The organism is Kocuria sp. APC 4018, assembly GCF_030407675.1.
Lineage (GTDB): Bacteria > Actinomycetota > Actinomycetes > Actinomycetales > Micrococcaceae > Kocuria > Kocuria rhizophila.
Map to the genome: position 1 here is coordinate 11,223 of NZ_JASDCY010000021.1, position 22,001 is coordinate 33,223.

Consider the following 22,001-nt stretch of genomic DNA (forward strand, 5'->3'; position numbering starts at 1 on the left):
CAACGCATGGCTTCATCACACGGCAACGCACCCCGCGGCGGAGGCGCCCGCGGTCCCCAGGGCCGCGGCAAGGGCTCCAAGGCCGGGCCCAAGGGCGGCTTCCGCTCCGGCCCCGGCAAGAAGGGCTCCGGCGACGCCGCCGGCGGCCGCGGCTACGCCAAGGGCCCCGGCGCCAAGGGTCCGGGCGCCGCGCGCGGCAAGGGCCCCGCGGGCAAGGGGCCGGGCAAGCCCAAGGCCGGTGCCGCCCAGAAGGGCCCGCAGAAGCCCCGCGCCTTCGCGGGCGTGGACAAGTACGAGCGCCGCGCCTCGGCGATCAAGGAGCACGGCCCGCACCGGCGGCGTCGTCCCAAGAACCCGCCCGTGGACCGGCTGGAGGTCCACGACGAGAACGGCGTGCGGCTGCAGAAACTCATGGCGCAGGCCGGCGTGGCGAGCCGCCGCGTGTGCGAGGAGATGATCCAGGACGGCCGCGTGAGCGTGGACGGGGAGATCGTCACGGAGCTCGGCGTGCGCGTGGACCCCGCGCTGCAGGCCGTGCACGTGGACGGCATGCGCATCCAGACGGACGAGAAGCTCGTGTACTACGCGTTCAACAAGCCCGCCGGCGTGGTCTCCACCATGGAGGACCCGGACGGGCGCCGCTGCGTGAGCGACTACCTGGACCCGCGCAAGCACCAGCGCGTGTTCCACGTGGGGCGCCTGGACGTGGAGACCGAGGGTCTGCTGCTGCTCACCAACGACGGCGAGCTGACCAACCGGCTCACCCACCCCTCCTACGAGGTGCCCAAGACCTACATGGTCCAGGTGCACGGCCCCGTGGAGAAGGGCATCGGCAACCAGATGAAGGAGGGCATCCGCCTGGAGGACGGCGTGGCCAAGGTGGACGACTTCCGCCTGGTGGACTCCACCCCGGGCCACGTGCTCATCGAGGTGGTGCTGCACTCCGGGCGCAACCGGATCGTGCGCCGCATGTTCGACGCCGTGGACCACCCCGTGGAGAAGCTCGCGCGCACCCACGTGGGCCCCATCGCGATCGGCGACCAGAAGCAGGGCACGGTGCGCAAGCTCTCGTACACCGAGGTGGGCAACCTCCTCGCGTCCGTGGGGATGTGAGCGTGGTTCCCACCGCACCCACGAGCACCGGCCCCGTGCTGGTGGTGGGCTCCGGACTGCTCGGGGCGAGCATCGGGCTGGGGCTGCGCCACCTGGGGGTGGAGGTCCTGATCCGGGACGCCTCGCCCACCACGGAGGCCGTGGCCCAGGACATCGGCGCGGGCCGCTCCGTCCGCGCACTCCGCAGTGCGGGGGAGGAGCCCCCCGAGCCCGCGCTCGTGGTGGTCGCCGCACCGCCGGACGTGGTCGCCGAGCTGGTCGTCGAGGCGCTGGCCGAGCACCCGCACGCCGTGGTGCTGGACATCGCCTCCGTCAAGGCCCCCGTTCTCGACGCCGTCACGGCGGCGGGCGCGGACCTCACCCGCTACGTGGGCACCCATCCCATGGCCGGGCGCGAGAAGTCCGGGCCGGTGGCGGCGCGCGGTGAGCTGTTCACGTCCATGCCGTGGGTGGTCTGCCCCGGCCCCGCCACGGGAGCCGCCGCGGTGACCGCGGCCAAGAACCTCGCGGTGGACCTGGGGGCGACCCTGACCGTGATGGAGCCCGCGGAGCACGACGAGACCGTCGCGCTGATCTCCCACCTGCCGCAGGTGATGTCCTCGCTTCTGGCCTCGCGGCTGCAGGAGACCCCGCTGCACCAGCTGTCCCTGGCTGGGCAGGGGTTGCGGGACACCACGCGGATCGCGGGTTCCGACCCGGGGCTGTGGGTGCAGATCCTCTCTGCCAACGCGCAGCCCGTGGTGCGGTCCCTCCACCAGGTCCGGGAGGACGTGGAGCGGCTGATCGCCACACTGGAGGCGCCGGACGCGGACGGTGCACGCCTGGACATTGCCCGGCTGATGGCCGAGGGCAACGCCGGCCAGGCCCGGATCCCGGGCAAGCACGGCGGGGCACCCAAGGCCTTCGCCACGTTCACGGTGGCCGTGGACGACACGCCCGGTCAGATCGCCCGTCTCCTCACGGAGATCGGGGAGATCGGGGTCAACCTGGAGGACATGCGCCTGGAGCACTCGCCCGGGCAGCCCGTGGGTCTCGTGACCGTCTCGGTGGAGCCGAGCCGGCACGCGGACCTCGTGGAGGAGCTGCAGACACGCGGCTGGAAGGTGGTGCAGTGATGAACGCACGGGATGAGAGCGCACGGCTGGTCATCGCGGTCGACGGGCCCTCGGGGTCCGGGAAGTCCTCGGTGTCCAAGGAGGTGGCGCGGCGGTTCGGGCTCGCCTACCTGGACACCGGGGCGATGTACCGCGCGGTGACGTGGTGGTGCCTGGACTCGGGGGTGAGCTTCGACGACCACGAGGCCGTGGTGGCGGCCACCGAGACGGTGCCGCTGGAGATGGGCACGGACCCGGACGAGGAGCGCATCCTGGTCAACGGCGAGGACGTCCGCTCCGCGATCCGCGGGGACCTGGTCACGGACAACGTCTCCCGGGTCTCCACGATCGTCCCCGCCCGGGAGGTGCTGGTGCGCATGCAGCAGGACATCATCCGGGACAGCGGATTCCGGATCGTGGCCGAGGGTCGGGACATCACCACGGTGGTGGCCCCGGACGCGGACGTGCGGATCCTGCTCACCGCCTCGGAAGCGGCGCGGATGGCGCGGCGCGGCCGGCAGCTGGGCGCGGCGGCGTCGTCGAACCTGGAGGCGCAGGTGGTGGGCCGTGATGCGAAGGACGCCACCGTGGTGGACTTCATGAACGCGCAGGACGGCGTGCACCTGCTGGACTCCTCCGAACTGACCATGGAACAGACCGTGCAGGGCGTGATCGACCTGGTCATCCGCACCACGGACACGACACACGAGGGGGCCGCCACGGCCCCCGACGAGACGGGCGCTGACGCCCCCGAGGAAGCGAGGCAACCATGAGCGCACCCGACGAGCCCACGGTGGACTCCTACGAGCAGTCCGTGCTGGGCGGGGGCAACGAGGACATCTCGCAGCGCCTGGCCGCGATCGACGACACCGAGGCCGAGGCCCGTGCGCAGGCACTGCGCGAGGGACTGGCCGACTACGAGCTGGACGACGAGGACGCCGCGCTGCTCGCGGACTGGATCGACGGCGAGGAGGACCGGGACGCCCGCCGCCCCGATCCCGTGGTGGCCGTGGTGGGCCGCCCCAACGTGGGCAAGTCCACGCTGGTCAACCGCGTGATCGGTCGCCGCGAGGCCGTGGTGGAGGACACCCCGGGCGTGACCCGTGACCGTGTCTCCTACAAGGCGGAGTGGAACGGCAAGAACTTCACCCTGGTGGACACCGGCGGCTGGGAGCAGGACGCCAAGGGCATCAACAAGCGCGTGGCGGACCAGGCCGAGCTGGCCGTGGAGAACGCGGACGCCGTGCTGCTCGTGCTGGACGTGACCGTGGGCGTGACCGCGACCGACGAGGCCGTGGTGAGCATGCTGCGCCGCGTGAAGAAGCCCATCATCGTGGTGGCCAACAAGGCGGACTCCCCGCAGCTGGAGATCGAGGCCACCGCGCTGTGGTCCCTGGGCATGGGGGAGCCGTTCCCGGTGTCCGCGCTGCACGGCAAGGGCTCGGGCGACGCGCTGGACGCCCTGGTCAAGGCGCTGCCGGAGTTCTCCGAGGTGGCCGAGGCGGAGCTCGAGGGCGGGCCGCGGCGCGTGGCGCTGATCGGGCGCCCCAACGTGGGCAAGTCCTCCCTGCTCAACAAGCTGGCCGGCTCGGACCGTGTGGTCGTGGACCCGACCGCGGGCACCACGCGGGACCCGGTGGACGAGATCGTGATGCTCGGCGGGGAGCCGTGGCGCTTCATCGACACCGCGGGCATCCGCCGCCGCGTGCACCTGCAGCAGGGTGCGGACTTCTACGCGTCCCTGCGCACGCAGACCGCGCTGGAGCGCGCCGAGGTGGCGGTGGTGCTGCTCGCCGTGGACGAGGTGCTCTCCGAGCAGGACGTCCGCATCCTGCAGATGGCCGTGGACTCCGGGCGCGCCCTGGTGCTCGCGTTCAACAAGTGGGACACCCTGGACGAGGAGCGCCGCTTCTACCTGGAGCGCGAGATCGAGCGGGACCTGGCCCACGTGGCCTGGGCTCCGCGCGTGAACATGTCCGCCAAGACCGGGTGGCACAAGGACAAGCTGGTCCCCGCGCTGCACACGGCCCTGGACTCGTGGGACCGCCGCATCCCCACCGGGCGCCTCAACGCGTTCCTGGGGGAGATCGTGGCCGCCCACCCGCACCCCGTGCGCGGCGGCAAGCAGCCCCGCATCCTGTTCGGCACGCAGGTGGCCTCCCGGCCGCCCAAGTTCGTGCTGTTCACCACGGGCTTCCTGGACCCCGGCTACCGCCGGTTCATCCAGCGCCGCATCCGCGAGACGTTCGGGTTCGAGGGCACCCCGCTGGAGGTCACCATGCGCGTGCGGGAGAAGCGCCAGCGCAAGCGCTGAGTCCCCGCCGTTCCGCTGACGGGCCGTCCTCGGGTTTCTCCGGGGGCGGCCCGTTGCGCTGCCGGGCGGGAGCGGGGACGACGCCGCCCCGGCCCCGGGCAGGCAGGTCACCGCGCGCGGGTGGAGCACGCGGTCGATGTGAAAATCGTGACCGGGTGGGGTAATGTATCCCAAGTGTTCGGCGCTGGTTCCCCAGGGCTGAGCGCGGTCGCGGGATGTGGCGCAGCTTGGTAGCGCACTTGACTGGGGGTCAAGGGGTCGCAGGTTCAAATCCTGTCATCCCGACCAATCACCCCGGTAGGACGGTCGTCCTACCGGGGTTTTTCGTGCCTGCCTGGCCCCTCACGTGTCCTTCGTGAGCCGTACCCAGCCGTCGCTGAGCCGTGCTTTGAGCCCCGCCGCGCGGGACACCGGTGCCAGCGCGTGGGAGAGGCACGCCACGGCGTCGTACCCCTCGTGGTCCACGCCCGGCAGCACGTGGAGGTGGGTGTCGAAACCCGCCGCACGGTACGCCGCCACGCCCTCCTCGGCGGCGCCCAGCGCGCTCCACTCGGGCGGGTTGGTGGCGCCGTCCACGTCCAGCTCACCCACCCACCAGTGCATGGCGGTGGAGCCGATGCAGGGGCGGGCCTTCTTCTTGCGGGCCACCGGCGCGTCGGCTCCGCCGCCCCCGATGATGACGGCCCCGCCACGGGCCATGCCCTCGATGCCGCGGTCGAGCAGCTCGTAGGTGATGAACTCCGCGCCCCCGCTGTAGCCGATCAGCCAGAGGGTCGAGGAGTCCACGTCCGAGTGCCGCGCCACGAGGTGCTCGTGCAGCGCACGGAAGAACTTGCCGTTGCCCTTGCAGTCCTCCCACCACGTGTACCCGTCCCCGCGGCCGTCCGTGTCCGGGGTGTTCACGGCCACGAGCATGAGGTTCCGGGCCTGCGCCGCCACGGCGAGCCGGGCGAGGTCCCCTTCCTCGGGCCAGTTGATCGAGGTGTCGTCCAGGTCCCAGTAGTCGCCGTCGAAGTAGTACAGGAACCCCGCGGTGCCCGTGCGCCACACGTGGTACCAGGACCGCATGCCGTTGGGCGCGGTGAAGTCGATGAAAGTCTCCGGTGTCATGATCCCCCCAGATCGTGAAGCCTCGGTGCCGCGGCCACGTCCCCCGCGCGGCGTCGCCCCCAGTATGACGCAGCGCCCCGGTGACCACCTCCGGACGACGCGGCCGGACGACGCCGCGGGGGTGCCTGCCGCGGCGCCGTGACGCGCGGCGTCGTCCGACCGACCCGCACCCGCCCGGGGGTGGTGGGGTGGCGGTGCCGCGTGCTTGGCTGGAGGGACACCGAGGAAGGGAAGCACCATGAGCAGCGTCATCACCACCTACCTGCAGGACCACCACGCGGGATCGGCCGCGGGAGTGGCCGCGTTCCGCCGCGTGGCCGAGTTCCACGGGGACGCCGAGGTGCGCGAGGCGGTGGGTCGCATGGCGGAGGACATCGCGCAGGACCAGGTCGCCCTGGAAGAGGTCATGGCCTCGGTGGGGGTCCAGCCGGCGGCGCTCAAGGACCTTCCCGCGCGCGCGGCCGAGAGGCTCGCGCGGCTGAAGCCGAACGAACGGATCAGCAGGCGCTCGCCGCTGTCCGACATCGAGGAGCTGGAGGCACTCGTGGCCGCCGTCCACGCGAAGCGGCTAGGGTGGCGAATGCTCCTGGAGGCTCCGGACGACAGGCTGGACCGTGATCTGCTGCGGCGGCTGTGCGAGCGCGCCGAGGAGCAGGAGAAGACGCTGGACCTGTTGCGGCTGGGGCAGGCCCACAAGCTCACCAGCTCGTGACGTCCCGGCCGCGCACCGTTCGAAGGGACCCCATGACCACCGCCGACCAGATGCCCTCCCTGCGCCGACGCACGAGCACCAAGTGGCGCAGCTACCCCGAGGACGTCCTGCCCATGTTCATCGCGGAGATGGACTTCCCCACGCCGCCCCCGGTCAAGGCCGCGCTGGAGGCCGCGATCGAGAACAACGACACGGGATACGCGGCCACGGCGGACCGCGGTGCGGCGCAGGCGTACGCGGACTTCGCGGCCGCACGCTGGGGCTGGCGGCCAGACCCCGAGCGCATCATGTACACCACGGACGTCACCGTGGTGATCGTCGAGGCGCTGCGCCGGCTCATCCGCCCAGGCGAGGGCGTGGTCCTCACCCCGCCGGTGTACGCACCGTTCTACCACCTGGTCGCGGAGGCGGGGGGCCGCCCGGTGGAGGTCCCGCTGCAGGACGACGGCGCCGCGTACCGTCTGGACCTGCCCGGCATCGACGCCGCGCTGGCCGCGGGCGCCCGCGCGGTGCTGCTGTGCAACCCCCACAACCCGCTGGGCCTGGTCCACGCCCACGAGGAGCTGACGGAGCTCGCCGAGATCGTGGAGCGGCGCGGCGCCCACGTGGTGAGCGACGAGATCCACGCACCGCTCACGCACCGCGGCGCCACCTTCACCCCGTACCTGTCCGTGTCCGACGCCGCCCGTCGGCACGGTGTCGCGGCGGCCTCCGGGAGCAAGGCCTTCAACCTCGCGGGGCTCAAGGCCGCCATGTTCGTGGTGGACTCCGAGCCCATGGCCCAGTGGCTGGCCACGGTGCCCGACGCCGTGTCCTACCGGACGGGGATCATGGGCCTGCTGGCCACGCAGGAGGGCTTCCGGCACGCCACGGACTGGTTGGACGCGACCATCGAGGTGATCGAGAGCAACATCGCGCTGCTCGAGCGCCAGCTCGCGGACAAGCTGCCGCAGGTCCGGTTCCGCCGGGGCAGCGCCACGTACCTGGCCTGGCTCGACATGCGGGACCTGGACTGGGGGGATGACCCTGCCGAGCACGCGGCGGAGCACGCCAAGGTGGCGCTGTCATCAGGCCCCACGTTCGGCGCCGGGGGAGCGGGTTTCGCGCGCATGAACCTGGCGTGCTCCCCGGACACGATCGTGGAGGCGGTGGACCGGCTCAGCTCGGCCGCGCGCGGATGACGTCTTGCGTACTGCGGCTCGGCCGGGGCACACTGCTGGCCCCGTGAACAGAACACCGTCGGTCCGTGGTGGCGGTGGCCTGCGGTGCCCGCGGCGCAACGCCCCCACGTCATCGCACCGCGTGGAAGGAGCCCCGTGACCCGTACCGTCCCCGTGCTGATCCTCACCGGCTACCTGGGCGCCGGCAAGACCACCGTGCTCAACCACGTCCTGGCCACGGGCGGGGGCCGTGTGGGAGTGGTGATCAACGACTTCGGGGACGTGAACGTGGACGCCGGTCTCGTGGCGGGCCACGTGACGGAACCCCTGTCGATCGCGGGCGGCTGCCTGTGCTGCCTGCAGGACCCCGCGCAGCTGGACGACGCCCTGCGCACCCTGTCCCGCCCGGCACTGGACCTCGACGCCATCGTCATCGAGGGCTCGGGGATCGCGGAACCGCCCGCGCTGCTCCAGCTCGTGCTGGGCAGCACCGTGGACTCCGTCCGCTTCGGCGGTCTCGTGGAGGTCGTCGACGCCGCCCACGTGCCCCACGCCGAGCAGCGTGGCTGGGACCTCGCGCAGCACGTCAAGGCCGCGGCGCTCGTGCTGCTCACCAGGACGGACGTGGCGGAGCCCCACGAGTCCGCGCGCGTGCGCGAGCGGGTCGCGCAGGCCAATCCCCACGCCATGGTGCTCGAGGCACCGTGGGGAGCCGTGGACCCGCGACTGTTCTTCGATGCCGCAGAGCGTGCCGTGCCCGAGGGCGGCCAGCTACCGCTGTGGGAGCTCGGCACCGCCGGTGGGCACGCGCACCACGTCCACCACCGCGCCGCGAGCCTGGACGTGCCCGCCACGGTGGACCCGGCGGCGCTCGCGGACCTGCTGGAGGATCCCCCGGACGAGGTCTACCGCGTCAAGGCCGTGGTGGACGTGGCCACGGTCCGCGGAGCCCGCCGCTACGTGGCGCACTCCGTGGCAGGGTTCGTCACGGTCGAGCGGGCACCGCGGCCGGCGGGCGCGGCGCCACACTCGGTGGTCGTGGCCATCGGCCCGGAGAACGACGCCGCCGTGCCCGTGGATCTCACGGGTATCGTCAACCGGTCCCCAGCTCCGGCCACCGCACGCGAGCTGCGCCGCCTCACCCGGTTCCTGTGAGACCCGCGGCCCCGCCGCGCACGGTCCTGGGAGACCCGCGGCGATGCCCGGGCCCGGAGCGGCAGGTTCATCGCCGCCTCAGGGGCGGGTGGATCCGGACATCGGGGGCGTGGTCGGTCAGGTCAGGTTGGAGAAGTGCTCCACCTTCCGGGTGGGCCCCGTCACCAGGATCTGGTCGTCGTCGTAGAGCATGGTCCCGGCCTCGATGGGCTCCCACTGCCCGCCCGGGCGGCACACGGCCACGACCGAGACCCCGAGCCGCTGCCTCACGTTCAGCAGGTCCATGGGGCGCTGCTGGATGGGTTCCGGCGGGGTGCAGCGGACCAGCGCGTGGCCGTCGTCGATCGGCACGAAGTCCAGGATCCGGTGCTGCACCAGGTGCGCTGCCCGGGTGCCCATGTCGCTCTCGGGGTTGACCACGTTCTGCACGCCCAGCTGCGTGAGGATCTCGGCGTGCGGCTCGGTGAGGGCCTTGGCCCAGATGCCCGGGCACCCGAACTTCACGAGCCGGGACGCGGTGAGGATGCTCGCCTCGATGTTGGAGCCGATGCCCACCACCACGCGCTCGAACTCGTCCACGGACAGCTCGCGCAGCACGTCCTCGTCCGTGGCGTCCGCGCGCACCACCGAGGTCAGCTTGCCGTTGAAGCGCTGCACGGTGGCCTGGTCGTGGTCGATGCCCAGCACGTCGGTCTCGTTGCGCATGAGCTCCAGGGCGAGGGCACCCCCGAACCGACCCAGCCCGATCACGGCCACGGCGTCGGACATGCCTCGACGGGAGATCTCGGAGAGTTGGGAACCGAACATGGGACTTCCTTCCGGGGTGGGGCGTCCTGCGGCGGCGGGATGCCGGGGAAGCGCTGCGCGGCGTCGTGCCGGATCAGCGCGGGAGCGGGTGGATCAGCCGATGAGCGGCCGTTCCTTGGGCAGGCCGAACGAGGGCGGACGTCGACCGTAGGCGATCGCGGCGGCCACGGTGACCGGACCCAGCCGGCCCATGACCATCAGGGCGATCAGCACGCACTGGGCAAAGGGCTCCAGTGCGGGCGTGATCCCGGTGCTCAGACCCACCGTGGAGAACGCGGAGACCACCTCGAACAGCACCCGGTCCAGTCCCAGGGACTGGTCCGTGAGCATGAGCAGCATGGACCCTCCGATGACGGCCCCGGCGGCCAGCACCACCACCGTGATCGCCTCGCGCTGCACGGAGCGGGAGAGCTGCTTGCCGAGCACCGGCACGGCGGCACCGCCCCGGATCTCCGTGAGCGCGATGAAGAACAGCACGCCGAACGTGGTGACCTTGAGCCCGCCGGCGGTGCCCGCAGGGCCACCGCCGATGAACATGAGGATGTCCATGCCGAGCCACGACACGGGGTGCATCTGGGAGATGTCGATGCTGTTGAACCCCGCGGTGCGGGAGATCGTGGACTGGAAGAACGCGTTGAGCACCTTGACGGCGGGGGACTGCGACCCGAGGGTGGCCGGGTTGCTCCACTCGAGCACCAGGATGAACACGGTGCCGCTGAGGAGCAGCAGCGGGGTGGCGAACAGCACCAGGCGGGTGTTCATGCTCCACCGGTGCGGAATCCTGATGTGCCGCCGCAGCTCGGCGAGGACCGGGAAACCCAGGCCGCCCAGGATCACGCACGAGGACAGGGTGAGCAGCACCACGGCGTCGCCCGAGAAGTCCATCACGTTCAGGGTGTAGAGCGCGAAACCGGCGTTGTTGAACGCTGACACCGCGTGGAAGACCCCGTGCCACAGTGCGGTGCCCACGGAGTAGTCGTAGTGCAGCAGGAACCGCAGGAACAGGATGGTGGCCGCGGTGCCCTCGATGACCAGGGTGGTCCCCACGATGCGTGCGACCACGAGGCGCGCTCCGCCACCGGACTTGGTCTCCGCGCTGGTCAGCAGCCGGGCGGAGAGACCGAGCCGACGGGACAGCAGGATTCCCAGCATGGTGGTGAACGTCATGACGCCGAGCCCACCCACCTGGATGAGACAGATGATCACCACCTGGCCGAACGGGGTCCAGTACGTGGCGGTGTCCACGGTGATCAGCCCCGTGACGCACAGCGCCGAGGTGGCGGTGAAGGCCGCCGTGATCACGTCCGTGCTGCCCGGGGCCACCGTGGCCAGCGGCAGCATGAGGAGACCCGTTCCCGTAAGCAGCGCCAGCAGGAACGCGGAGAGAATCAGACGCGCGGAACGCCCCGGGGTCAGCTCGTGGACGTGCAGGGGGTCCCGGCGGGACCTCATTGTGGGGACGGTCCGGCGGATCCGGGAGCCGTGGGTGTGGACGCGGATCGCCGCCTGGCGAAAAGCCTCGGTGATGGGCACCGGGCCAAAATACCCCGGTGGCGGCCCCCGGACACCCATTCGTGGCGCTGCGCACGGAGCGTGTTGGGCTACGGCGAAACGGTTGCACTGCACACGCACGCGTGTGATGTGCGCTACTGCCGCGGATGTGCCCTAAACTGACCGGCATGACCAACATTCCCGCGGAACTCGCGTACACGGCAGAGCACGAGTGGGTCCAGGACCTCAACGACGACAGCACCTTCAAGGTGGGCATCACCGACCACGCCCAGAGTGAGCTGGGTGAGGTCGTCTTCGTCCAGCTGCCGGAGGTCGGGGACTCCGTCACGGCGGGGGACGTGGTGGGGGAGATCGAGTCCACCAAGTCCGTGAGCGACCTCTTCGCTCCCGTCAGCGGTGAGATCGTCTCCGTCAACGACGAGCTCTCGGACACCCCGGGGCTGCTCAACGACGCACCCTACGAGGCCGGCTGGCTCTTCACGGTGCGGGTGGAGTCCCAGGACGCCACGGCCGACCTGCTGGACGCGCAGGCCTACCAGCAGCTGCTGGACTAGACTCGAACTTCCACGTGAGCTGAGGGGAACCCATGCCTAATCAAGAGAACTCGGGCGCGCAGTCGGGCCCGGAGACCACGTCCATCCAGATCGTCGCGGACGTGCTCTCCACCGCCGCGCAGCACAAACTCACCGAGGGTGAGCAGAACGCCGTGGCCTCGCTTCCCCCGGGGTCTGCTCTGCTGCTCGAGACCAACGGTGGGCTGACGGGTGCGCGCTTCCTGCTGGACCGGGACGAGGTCGTGGCCGGACGCCACCCCGCGTGCTCCGTGTTCCTGGACGACGTCACCGTCTCCCGGCGGCACGCGGAGTTCATCCGCCGCAACAACACCTTCGAGATCGTGGACCAGGCCTCGCTCAACGGCACGTACGTCAACAGCGACCGCGTGAACACCAAGGTGCTCGAGAACGGTGACGAGGTGCAGATCGGCAAGTTCCGCTTCACGTTCTACCACTCCGTGCAGAACGGGTCCTGACACCCTCCATGCCTGAGACCGGACTCCCGCAGACCGCCCGTGTCGGCATCGGCGCACTGCTGCGTCAGCTGCAGCCGCGCTTCCCGGATCTGACCGCGTCGAAAGTGCGTTTCCTGGAGGACCAGGGTCTTGTGCACCCGCACCGCACCGCGTCCGGATACCGCAAGTACTCGGAGCAGGATGTGGAGCGTCTCACCACGGTGCTCAGTCTGCAGCAGGAGAGGTATCTTCCGCTGCGGGTCATCAGGGAACGCCTGGACCGCGGGGAGGACCCCGCCGCCGGTGCCGAACGGCAGCGTCCTCGGGTGTCGGTGGACGCCGCGGAGCCAGGGGCCGCCGACGCCGGAGACCCGCCTCGCCCGAGCTCGGCCCGGTACTCGTTGCGCGAGCTCGCCGCGAGATCCGGAACGGAGGTCCCGCTGCTGCGCGAGCTGCTGACCCACGGGCTGATCGTGGAGCGCTCCGGCGCCTACGACGAGCACGCCCTGGCCGTGGCGGTGGCCGCCGGGAAGCTCCGCGGCTACGGCATCGAGCCCCGGCACCTGCGCGTGCTGCGGGGTGCCTCCGAGCGGGTCGTGGCACTGGTGGACGGCAGCGTGGCGCCGCTGCGCACGCGACGCGATCCGGAGACCCGGCGCAGGGCCGTGCTGCGCGCCCGTGAGATCGCGGCCTTGTGCCTGTCCGTGATGTCCGCGGTGGTCACCACCCAGGTGGACGACACGGTGCGTTCCTTCCACACCCCGGACTCCTCCGGGAGCGACACGTGAGCGCGGACGTCCGCATGGAGATCGCGGGGGTGCGCATGGACGTCCCCACGGGCCAGCCCGTGGTGGTGCTGCGTGAACTGGACGGGCCCCGTCGTCTGCCCATCTGGCTGGGCACCAACGAGGCCACGTCGATCGTGTTCGCCCTGCAGGGGATCGAGCCCCCTCGCCCGCTGACCCACGACCTGCTGCTGGCGGTGGTGCGGGAGCTGGGCCGCAGCATCACCCGAGTGGTGGTGCACACCGTGGAGGACACGGTGTTCCACGCGGCCATCTCCTTCGACGACGCCACCGTGGTGGATGCCAGGGCCTCGGACGCGCTCGCCCTCGCGGCGCGCACCGGGTGCCCCATCCTGTGCTCCTCGGCCGTGCTGGACGAGGCGGGGCTGGTGCTCAGCCCGGACGGCGAGCTGCGGGAGCAGGCGGTGGAGTCGCCAGGGGGAGCGGAGGCCCAGGTGAGGGAGTTCCGCGACTTCCTGGACCACGTGGACCCGGACGACTTCCAGTCCTGACCGCCCCGGTGCACACGGGGTGCGCCACCCACGGCGACACGACCTGAACCGCACCGGATGTCTTTGACCCGTTCCAGCCGGGGGTTTACCGTCAGGGGAGCATGGTGGGCCGTCCCCTGCCCGCCCCACGCACGAGGAGGACGCTTGAGCAATCCTGAGTTGCCGCTGGACGCGGCGCAGCTGCGCGCATCCTCCCTGGCCGGGGGAACGCAGGAGATGCTGTTCTCGGACGACCTCACCGCGCTCGACGAGACCGTGGGCTTCCGCGGACCCACCGCGTGCAAGGCCGCCGGCATCAGCTACCGGCAGCTCGACTACTGGGCGCGCACCAGCCTCGTGGAGCCCACGGTGCGCGGCGCCAAGGGATCCGGCTCGCAGCGTCTCTACAGCTTCCGGGACATCCTCGTCCTCAAGGTGGTCAAGCGGCTGCTCGACACCGGCGTCTCCCTGCAGCAGATCCGCTCCGCCGTGGGCGCCCTGCGTCTCAGGGGCATCGAGGACCTCACCCGGCTGACCCTGATGTCAGACGGCGCGAGTGTCTACGAGTGCACCTCCCCCCACGAGGTCATCGACCTCGTCCAGGGCGGGCAGGGTGTGTTCGGCATCGCCGTGGGCCGCGTGTGGCGCGAGGTGGAGGCCACCCTGGCCTCCATGCCCGCAGAGCATGCCTCCCTGGAGGGTGCCGCGGAGGCCGCGGGGCCGTTCCCCGAGGACGAGCTCTCCGCGCGTCGCGCACGGCGTCGCACGAAGAACGCCGGCTGACCGGGAGGGCATCGCCTCAGCGCGTGAGCCCCTCCAGCACGGCGGTGAAGCGTCCGGCGATCTCGGCCGCTTCCGCACCCGGCCAGCGGTGCACGGGCCACGCCGCCCCCTGAGCCTGCTGCACCACCGGGAGGTCGGGCAGCACGGGGTCCACCACGAGCGGCCCGAACAGGTCCCGGAGTTCCCGCAGCCGGTGCTGCTGCTCCTGGGAGGCGTTGCGCACCCTGTTGATCACGACCCCTGCCTCGGGCACGGCCCAGATGCGGGAGGACTCGAACTGCGCCAGGGCGCTCATGGTGCGTTTCGTCCCGGCCACGGAGAACAGCGACGGCTCGGCCACCGAGAGGACCTTGTGGGAGGCCGCCCACGCCATACGGGTGAGCGCGCTGAGGGTGGGCGGGCAGTCGACGAGCACGAGTTCGTAGCGGTCCAGCCCACGCAGAGCGGTCTCCAGCCGTTTCAGGTCCTTCGGCCGGTACGCCGCGTGGTCCAGGTGCGACGACGCCGCAGATCCCGGGGCGACGTCGAGCACGGGAACGCGCGTGGTGCGGGCGGCATCCGGCGCCCAGGCGCGGGGGCCGGCCGTGGAGGTGTCCGGGGTGATGGGGTGCGTGGTCCAGGGCGAGGCCTCGGCCACCGAGGCGAGAGCGCCCTTGCGGGGCCGGCGGAGCACGGTGCCCACCTCGTGGCCCGCGCGCGCGTGCACACCCAGTGCCGTGGAGGCGTCCCCGTGGGGGTCGAGGTCCACGACCAGCGTGGGGATCCTGGCGTCCAACGCGGCGGATGCCAGCCCCAGGACCACGGAGGACTTGCCCACGCCGCCTTTGAGGCTGCTGATGCTGACGATCTGCACGGATGACCCTTCTGTAACCCAAAGGGGGGCTGTCCGCCGCCCCGTTACATGCTAATGGGTGCCCTTCGGGGGACAGGACAGACGTGCCGTGACACGATCACCGGATCACGCTCCCGTGAGGTCTGGCTCACGTAAGCTGAGAGCCGGTATCAACTCCTCACCCAGTGCGCGCGCCCTTGCGGACGTGCACGGAAACGGACCTCATGTTTTCCAAGATCTTGGTGGCCAACCGTGGCGAGATCGCCATCCGCGCCTTCCGCGCGGCGTACGAGCTCGGCGCAGGGACCGTGGCGGTGTTCCCCCACGAGGACCGCAACTCCATCCACCGGCAGAAGGCCGACGAGGCCTACAACATCGGTGAGGAGGGCCACCCGGTTCGGGCGTACCTGGACGTGGCGGAGATCGTGCGCGTGGCCAAGGAATCCGGGGCGGATGCCATCTACCCGGGCTACGGGTTCCTCTCCGAGAACCCCGAGCTGGCCCGGGCCGCGGCGGCGGAGGGCATCACGTTCGTGGGTCCGCGCGCCGAGATCCTGGAGCTCGCCGGGAACAAGGTGGAGGCGCTGCGCGCCGCTCGGCGTGCCGGGATCCCCACCCTGGACTCCTCGGAGCCCTCATCGGACAAGGACGCGCTGATCGCGGCCGCCGAGAAGATCGGCTACCCCGTGTTCGTCAAGGCCGTGGCCGGCGGCGGCGGGCGCGGCATGCGCCGCGTGGAGAGCCCCGAGCAGCTGCCCGGCGCCCTGGACGCGGCGATGCGCGAGGCGGACACCGCCTTCGGCGATCCCACGGTGTTCATCGAGCAGGCCGTGCTGCGCCCCCGGCACATCGAGGTCCAGATCCTCGCGGACAACGAGGGCAACATCGTGCACCTGTTCGAGCGCGACTGCTCCCTGCAGCGGCGCCACCAGAAGGTTATCGAGATCGCCCCGGCCCCGCAGCTGGAACCCGAGATCCGGGACGCCCTGCACCGCGACGCCGTGAAGTTCGCCAAGGAGCTGGGCTACGTGAACGCCGGGACCGTCGAGTTCCTCGTGGACACCGCCGGTGAGCGCGCGGGCCAGCACGTGTTCATCGAGATGAACCCGCGCATCCAGGTGGAGCACACCGTCACCGAGGAGATCACGGACGTGGACCTCGTGCAGTCCCAGCTGCGGATCGCCGCGGGGGAGACGCTCGAGGACCTGGGCATCAGCCAGGACGGCCTGCGGGTGCGCGGCGCGGCGCTGCAGTGCCGCATCACCACCGAGGACCCCGCGAACGACTTCCGGCCGGACGTGGGCAAGGTCTCCGCCTACCGCTCCGCGGGCGGCGCCGGCGTGCGCCTGGACGGCGGCACGCTGTACGCGGGTGCCGAGATTTCTCCGCACTTCGACTCGATGCTGGTGAAGCTCACGTGCCGTGGCCGCGACTACGAGACCGCCGTGCTGCGCGCCCGGCGAGCGCTGGCGGAGTTCCGCATCCGCGGGATCGCCACCAACATCCAGTTCCTGCAGTCGGTGCTGCACAACCCGGACTTCCTGGTCGGCGACGTGGCCACGGACTTCATCGAGAACCACCCGGACCTGCTCAAGGGCAAGGGCTCGGCGGACCGTGGTACTCGCGCCCTGAACTACCTGGCCGAGATCACGGTGAACAAGCCCAACGGTGAGCGCGTGGACGGCATCGACCCGCGCGACAAGTTGCCGCACTACCCGGGTGACAAGAGGGACGAGCCCTACCGCAGCCCCTTCGACGGGCCCTCGAAGCACGAGGTCCCCTCGGGCTGGCGCCAGGTGCTGCAGGAGAAGGGCCCCGAGGGTTTCGCCCGCGCCCTGCGTGAGTACGAGCCGCTCGCGGTGACCTCCACGACCTTCCGCGACGCCCACCAGTCGCTGCTGGCCACGCGGGTGCGCACCCGCGACCTGCTCGCGGCGGCCCCGGCCTACGCCCACCTGCTGCCGGGTCTGCTCTCGGTCGAGGCCTGGGGCGGCGCCACGTACGACGTCGCGCTGCGCTTCCTGGGGGAGGACCCCTGGGAGCGGCTGCGGCTGCTGCGCGAGGCCATGCCCAACATCCCCATCCAGATGCTGCTGCGCGGGCGCAACACCGTGGGCTACACGCCGTACCCCGTGGAGGTGACCAACGCGTTCGTCGCGGAGGCCGCGGAGACGGGTGTGGACATCTTCCGCATCTTCGACGCGCTGAACGACGTGGAGCAGATGCGCCCCGCGATCGAGGCCGTGCGCGCCACCGGGACCGCGGTGGCCGAGGTGGCCCTGTGCTACACGGGCAACATGCTGGACCCGGACGAGACCGTCTACACGCTGGACTACTACCTGGATCTCGCGCAGCAGTGCGTGGACGCCGGGGCCCACGTGCTCGCAATCAAGGACATGGCGGGTCTGCTGCGCCCCGAGGCGGCACGCCGGCTCGTCACGGCGCTGCGCGAGCGCTTCGACCTCCCGCTGCACCTGCACACCCACGACACCGCGGGCGGTCAGCTGGCCACCCTGCTCGCCGCGTCCGAGGCGGGCGTGGACGCGGTCGACGCCGCGGCGGCGTCGATGGCCGGGACCACGTCCCAGGTCTCCGGCTCCGCGCTCGTGGCGGCGCTGGAGAACACCGAGCGCGACACCAACCTGGGCCTGGACGTCGTGAGCGACATGGAGCCCTACTGGGAGGTCGTGCGCTCGATCTACAAGCCCTTCGAGTCCGGGCTCACAAGCCCCACGGGCCGCGTGTACCGCCACGAGATCCCGGGCGGTCAGCTCTCCAACCTGCGGCAGCAGGCGATCGCACTGGGCCTGGGCGAGAAGTTCGAGGCCATCGAGGACATGTACTACGCCGCGGACAAGATGCTCGGGCACCTGGTCAAGGTCACCCCGTCCTCCAAGGTGGTGGGGGACCTCGCCCTGCAGCTCGTGGGCATGGACGTGGACCCCGCGGAGTTCGAGGCGGACCCCCGCAAGTTCGACATCCCGGCCTCGGTGATCAACTTCCTGGCCGGGGAGCTGGGGACCCCGCCCGCGGGCTGGCCCGAGCCGTTCCGCACCAAGGCCCTCGAGGGACGCACCGTGAACCTCGCGGACGAGGAGCTCTCGGCGGAGGACCGCGAGGCGCTCGAGCAGCCCGGTGCGGTGCGCCGTGCCACGCTCAACCGCCTGCTGTTCCCGGGGCCCACGAAGGACTTCGAGTCCTCCCGCACCAAGTACGGTGACGTCTCCGTGCTGCACACGCGCGACTTCCTCTACGGTCTGGACCAGGACCACGAGCACGTGATCTCGCTGGGCAAGGGTGTGCGCCTGCTGGTGACCCTGCAGGCCATCTCCGAGCCGGACGAGAAGGGCATGCGCACCGTGATGGTGACCCTCAACGGCCAGCTGCGCCTGCTGGAGATCCGCGACGAGTCCGTGAAGTCGCAGGCCGTGGAGACCGAGAAGGCGGACACGTCCCAGCCGGGCCACGTGGCGGCGCCGTTCGCCGGCGCGGTCACGGTCACCGTCTCGGAGGGCGACACCGTCTCCGCCGGGGACTCGGTGGCCACGATCGAGGCCATGAAGATGGAGGCCTCCATTACGGCTCCCGTGGGCGGAACGGTCTCCCGCGTGGCGCTCGCCGACACCGCGCACGTGAGCGGCGGGGACCTGGTCCTGGTGATCGACCCCCAGTGATCCGCAGGGATTCCCACGGCGGCCACGCCGTGGGCTGAACGGACGCCACCCCGCACCCCGTGTGCGGGGTGGCGTCCTAGCATGGGGCCCATGCGATCTTTCGACCTGATCATCGTCGGCTCCGGCTCGGGCAACTCGCTGCTCACGGACGAGTACCGGGACCTGGACGTGGCCATCGTGGAACCCGGCCGCTTCGGGGGCACGTGTCTCAACGTCGGCTGCATCCCCACCAAGATGTACGTGTATCCCGCCACCGTGGCGGACCAGGCACGGGACGCCGGGCGGCTCGGGCTGGACGCCACGGTCGACGGCGTGGACTGGCCGGGGATGCGGGACCGGATCTTCGGTCGCATCGACGCGATCTCCGAGGGCGGGCTGGACTACCGGCGTTCGCTGGAGAACGTCACGGTCATCCAGGAGTACGTGCACTTCGTGGAGCCCCGCGTGCTGGAGACGGACTCGGGGGAGCGGATCACCGCACCCCGGATCGTGCTGGCCAACGGCTCCCGCGTGCACGTCCCGGACGTGCCCGGCACGGATCTGCCGGGGGTGCACACGTCGGACACGGTGATGCGCATACCGGAGCTGCCGCGGGACGTGGTGGTGGTGGGCGGCGGCTACATCGCCGCCGAGTTCTGCCACGTGTTCCAGGGCCTCGGCGCGTCGGTCACGCAGCTCAACCGCTCGCAGCGCCTGCTGCGCGCCCACGACGACACGATCGCCGAGCGCTTCACCCGTGAGGCCGCCGCGCACTGGGACCTCCAACTGGGGTGGAGCCTCACGGGCATCCGGACCTCGGAGGACGGCCGGCTCACGGTCTCGGCGGACGCGAGCGACGGCTCCGGGAAACAGTGGGAGCGCACCGCGGACGTGGTGTTGCTCGCCACCGGGCGCATCCCCAACGCGGACACCCTGAACCCCGGAGCCGCCCACCTTGACGTCACCGAGCGCGGGCTGCTCGCCGTGGACGAGCAACAGCGGGTGCTCTCGGGCGGGCAGCCGGTCGAAGGCCTCTGGGCACTCGGCGACGTGTCTTCCCCGCACCAGCTCAAGCACGTGGCAAACGCCGAGGCCAGGGTGGTCTCCCACAACGTGGTCCACCCGGACGACCAGCGCAGCACCGACCACCGCTTCGTGCCCGCCGCGGTCTTCACGGAGCCGCAGATCGCGTCCGTGGGCATGACCGAACGTGCCGCGCGGGCCTGGGCGGAGCGCACGGGCCATGAAATCACCGTCAAGGTGCAGGACTTCGGCGACGTGGCGTACGGGTGGGCCATGGAGGACCACGTGGGTCTCTGCAAGCTCATCGCGGACTCCGGCACCGGGGAGCTGCTCGGGGCGCACCTGATCGGCCGGGAGGCGTCCAACCTGATCCAGCCGCTCGTGCAGGGCATGGCCTTCGGGCTGCGCGTCCACGAGATGGCGCGCGGACAGTACTGGATCCACCCCGCTCTCGCCGAGGTCGTGGAGAACGCGCTGCTCGGGCTGGACGTCCCGGGCCAGCGCGCGGACTGAACGACGACGCCGCCCGCGCCACGGGGCTCAAGGGTGCGGGCGGCGTCGCGGTCGCGGGGGCTACTTTGCGTAGATGTCGTCGATGACGTCCGCGAAGTCCTCGGCGACCACGGCCCGCTTGAGCTTGAGGGACGGCGTGAGGTAGCCGTCCTCCACGGTGAGGTCGCGGTCCAGGATCCGGAAGGCCTTGATGCCCTCAGCGCGCGAGACCTTGGTGTTCGCGTGGTCCACGATCCGCTGCACGTGCTCGATCACGGCCTTCTCCCGGGACGCCTCCGCGATGCTCAGGCCCGGGTCCAGCCCGAGGGTGGGCAGGACGTTGGCCAGGGTCTCGGGGTCGAGCGTGATCAGGGCAGCCACGAACGGGCGGTTCTCACCCACCACCATGATCTGCCCCACCGTGGCGGTCGCGCGGATGGGATCCTCCAGCATCGTGGGAATCACGTTCTTGCCGCTCGCCGTGACGATGATCTCCTTCTTGCGGCCGGTGACGGTCAGCAGGCCCTCGTCGTCCAGGTGCCCGAGGTCCCCGGTGGCGAACCAGCCGTCCCGGAAGGCCTCGGCGGTCTTCTCCGGCAGCCCGTTGTAGCGCTCGAAGACGTTCACACCGCGCACCAGGATCTCGCCGTCCTCCGCGATGGCCACCTCGTTGCCGGGCATGGGGTGGCCCACGGTGCCCAGCCGGTTGATGCTCGGCACGTTCGCGGAGATGGGAGCGGTGGTCTCGGTGAGGCCGTAGCCCTCCACCACGTACACGCCGATGCCGTTGAAGAAGTGGGCCAGGTGCTCGCCCAGCGCCGCACCGCCCGAGACGGCGTAGCGGACCTCGCCGCCCATGGCCTCGCGCAGGGTGGAGTAGACCAGCTTGTCGTAGAGGCGGTGGCGCGCCGCGAGCCACGGGGAGACGCGGCCCTGCTGGGAGGCCTTGGACCATGCGGCGGCCGTGGCCACCGCGCGCTCGAAGATCAGCTTCTTCACGGGTGAGCCCGCCTGGGCCTTGAAACGGGCCCCCACCAGGATCTTCTCGAAGACCCGCGGCACCGCCAGGATGAAGGTGGGCTTGAACCGGGCGAGGTCGTCCATGAGCTGGGAGACGTCCGGGGTGTGGGCCAGGGCGATGCCGGCGTCCAGGGAGGTGACCTCCACGAACCGCGCGAACACGTGGGCCAGCGGCAGGAACAGCAGGGTGCGCGCGCCCTCGTGCATGAGCTCACCGGCCACCGGGATGGTGTTCTGGGAGCACGCCACGAAGTTGCGGTGGGTCAGCTCGCAGCCCTTGGGCGGCCCGGTGGTTCCGGAGGTGTAGATGAGCGTGGCGGCGTCGTCCAGGCTCACACCGTCGTAGGGGGTCTCGAGGTCCTCGCGCCCGGCACCCGCCCGCACCACGGCGTCCAGGGAGATCTGCGCGTCGTCCGTGTCGAACACCCGGATGCGCTGCTCGGCCGGGAAGGGGGTGATGCCGTGGGCCTCCCGCACGCGCCCGGCGAGCTCGTCCGTCTCGACGAACACAGCCGTGGCTCGCGAGTCCGAGAGGATCCACGCGATCTGGTCCGGGGAGGAGGTGTCGTAGACCGGCACGGGGACGGCACCGAGCCACCACAGGGCGAAGTCCACGAGCGTCCACTCGTAGCGGGTGCGGCTCAGCAGACCCACACGGTCCCCGGGGCGGATGCCCTGGGCGGCCATCCCGCGGGCGAGGGCCACCACCTCGGCGCGGAACTCACGAGCGGTGACGTCCCGCTCCCGCCCCGGGGCGAGGATCGTGTAGAGCACCAGATCCGGCTGCGTGCGGGCGCGCTCCTCGAGGATATGGGCGATGCCGGGGTAGGGCAGGGGATCGACGATGGCCGGGGCACTGACGCGTCTCATGGGGGTACCTTCCTGGCGAGATTGAGTCTCAGTTTACGGTGTGTTCACCTTCACACCGCCGCGTTG

The 22,001-nt window shown here is 71.1% G+C and carries 19 protein-coding genes and 1 tRNA gene; 15 read left to right on the forward strand and 5 right to left on the reverse strand.

The window, feature by feature from the left end:
- Positions 1–6: 6 nt before the first annotated feature.
- The 5 genes from QL985_RS05720 to QL985_RS05740 all read left to right on the forward strand — a co-directional run bounded on the left by QL985_RS05720 (position 7) and on the right by QL985_RS05740 (position 4,809).
- Positions 7–1,113 carry a pseudouridine synthase gene (locus QL985_RS05720; protein ID WP_059281122.1) on the forward strand — a complete coding sequence of 369 codons (1,107 nt, stop codon included), beginning with the start codon at positions 7–9 and terminating at the stop codon, positions 1,111–1,113.
- Positions 1,110–2,228, forward strand: coding sequence for a prephenate dehydrogenase (locus QL985_RS05725; protein WP_039101434.1), 1,119 nt, complete (start codon positions 1,110–1,112; stop codon positions 2,226–2,228). Before QL985_RS05720 ends, QL985_RS05725 begins: the two co-directional genes overlap by 4 nt.
- Complete coding sequence (cmk, locus tag QL985_RS05730; protein ID WP_019310970.1) at positions 2,228–2,980, forward strand: (d)CMP kinase; 753 nt, start codon at positions 2,228–2,230, stop codon at positions 2,978–2,980. The genes QL985_RS05725 and cmk overlap by 1 nt, the downstream gene beginning before the upstream one ends.
- Complete coding sequence (gene der, locus QL985_RS05735; RefSeq protein WP_019310971.1) at positions 2,977–4,521, forward strand: ribosome biogenesis GTPase Der; 1,545 nt, start codon at positions 2,977–2,979, stop codon at positions 4,519–4,521. The genes cmk and der overlap by 4 nt, the downstream gene beginning before the upstream one ends.
- Positions 4,522–4,732: 211 nt before the next feature.
- Positions 4,733–4,809, forward strand: a tRNA-Pro gene (locus QL985_RS05740).
- Between the two features lie 54 nt (positions 4,810–4,863).
- Here QL985_RS05740 and QL985_RS05745 read toward each other — a convergent pair.
- Entirely contained in the window at positions 4,864–5,631 is a 768-nt protein-coding gene (locus QL985_RS05745) for a hypothetical protein (protein WP_135010516.1), read from the reverse strand.
- 238 nt (positions 5,632–5,869) lie between these two features.
- Here QL985_RS05745 and QL985_RS05750 point away from each other — a divergent pair, with 238 nt between their 5' ends.
- The 3 genes from QL985_RS05750 (at position 5,870) to QL985_RS05760 (ending at position 8,658) form a co-directional block, all read left to right on the forward strand.
- Positions 5,870–6,343, forward strand: coding sequence for a hypothetical protein (locus QL985_RS05750; RefSeq protein ID WP_039101431.1), 474 nt, complete (start codon positions 5,870–5,872; stop codon positions 6,341–6,343).
- 32 nt (positions 6,344–6,375) lie between these two features.
- A complete protein-coding gene (locus QL985_RS05755) occupies positions 6,376–7,524 on the forward strand; it encodes an aminotransferase class I/II-fold pyridoxal phosphate-dependent enzyme (protein WP_135010515.1) in 1,149 nt (382 codons plus the stop codon).
- Positions 7,525–7,659: 135 nt separating this feature from the next.
- Positions 7,660–8,658, forward strand: a complete 999-nt coding sequence (locus QL985_RS05760; RefSeq protein WP_135010514.1) for a GTP-binding protein — start codon at positions 7,660–7,662, stop codon at positions 8,656–8,658.
- A gap of 117 nt (positions 8,659–8,775) precedes the next feature.
- Here QL985_RS05760 and QL985_RS05765 read toward each other — a convergent pair whose 3' ends face one another.
- Entirely contained in the window at positions 8,776–9,465 is a 690-nt protein-coding gene (locus QL985_RS05765) for a TrkA family potassium uptake protein (RefSeq protein WP_039101427.1), read from the reverse strand.
- Between the two features lie 93 nt (positions 9,466–9,558).
- Positions 9,559–10,998 carry a potassium transporter TrkG gene (locus tag QL985_RS05770; protein WP_039101426.1) on the reverse strand — a complete coding sequence of 480 codons (1,440 nt, stop codon included), beginning with the start codon at positions 10,996–10,998 and terminating at the stop codon, positions 9,559–9,561.
- A 146-nt stretch (positions 10,999–11,144) separates the two neighbouring features.
- Between QL985_RS05770 and gcvH the strand changes: the two genes are divergently transcribed.
- From gcvH to QL985_RS05795, 5 genes are all read left to right on the forward strand, one after another.
- Entirely contained in the window at positions 11,145–11,531 is a 387-nt protein-coding gene (gcvH, locus tag QL985_RS05775; RefSeq protein ID WP_019311009.1) for a glycine cleavage system protein GcvH, read from the forward strand.
- A 32-nt stretch (positions 11,532–11,563) separates the two neighbouring features.
- The gene (locus tag QL985_RS05780) at positions 11,564–12,007 is read left to right on the forward strand and encodes an FHA domain-containing protein (RefSeq protein ID WP_135010512.1); all 444 of its coding nucleotides are present in this window, start codon (positions 11,564–11,566) and stop codon (positions 12,005–12,007) included.
- Positions 12,008–12,015: 8 nt separating this feature from the next.
- Entirely contained in the window at positions 12,016–12,774 is a 759-nt protein-coding gene (locus QL985_RS05785) for a MerR family transcriptional regulator (protein ID WP_135010510.1), read from the forward strand.
- Positions 12,771–13,283 (forward strand): bifunctional nuclease family protein, encoded by a 513-nt coding sequence (locus tag QL985_RS05790; RefSeq protein ID WP_135010509.1) that lies wholly within the window; start codon positions 12,771–12,773, stop codon positions 13,281–13,283. Before QL985_RS05785 ends, QL985_RS05790 begins: the two co-directional genes overlap by 4 nt.
- A gap of 216 nt (positions 13,284–13,499) precedes the next feature.
- Positions 13,500–14,045, forward strand: a complete 546-nt coding sequence (locus tag QL985_RS05795) for a MerR family transcriptional regulator (RefSeq protein ID WP_223110124.1) — start codon at positions 13,500–13,502, stop codon at positions 14,043–14,045.
- A 16-nt stretch (positions 14,046–14,061) separates the two neighbouring features.
- On the opposite strand, the gene QL985_RS05800 is transcribed toward QL985_RS05795, so the two are convergent.
- Positions 14,062–14,898 (reverse strand): ParA family protein, encoded by an 837-nt coding sequence (locus tag QL985_RS05800; protein WP_121242040.1) that lies wholly within the window; start codon positions 14,896–14,898, stop codon positions 14,062–14,064.
- 203 nt (positions 14,899–15,101) lie between these two features.
- On the opposite strand from QL985_RS05800, the gene QL985_RS05805 reads away from it, so the two are divergent.
- Both QL985_RS05805 and QL985_RS05810 read left to right on the forward strand, forming a co-directional pair.
- Positions 15,102–18,551, forward strand: coding sequence for a pyruvate carboxylase (locus tag QL985_RS05805; protein ID WP_121242038.1), 3,450 nt, complete (start codon positions 15,102–15,104; stop codon positions 18,549–18,551).
- Between the two features lie 90 nt (positions 18,552–18,641).
- Complete coding sequence (locus QL985_RS05810) at positions 18,642–20,066, forward strand: mycothione reductase (protein ID WP_070636578.1); 1,425 nt, start codon at positions 18,642–18,644, stop codon at positions 20,064–20,066.
- Positions 20,067–20,126: 60 nt separating this feature from the next.
- Here the strand turns inward: QL985_RS05810 and QL985_RS05815 are convergent, their stop codons facing one another.
- Positions 20,127–21,935, reverse strand: a complete 1,809-nt coding sequence (locus tag QL985_RS05815; RefSeq protein ID WP_144802826.1) for a long-chain fatty acid--CoA ligase — start codon at positions 21,933–21,935, stop codon at positions 20,127–20,129.
- Between the last annotated feature and the right edge of the window lie 66 nt (positions 21,936–22,001).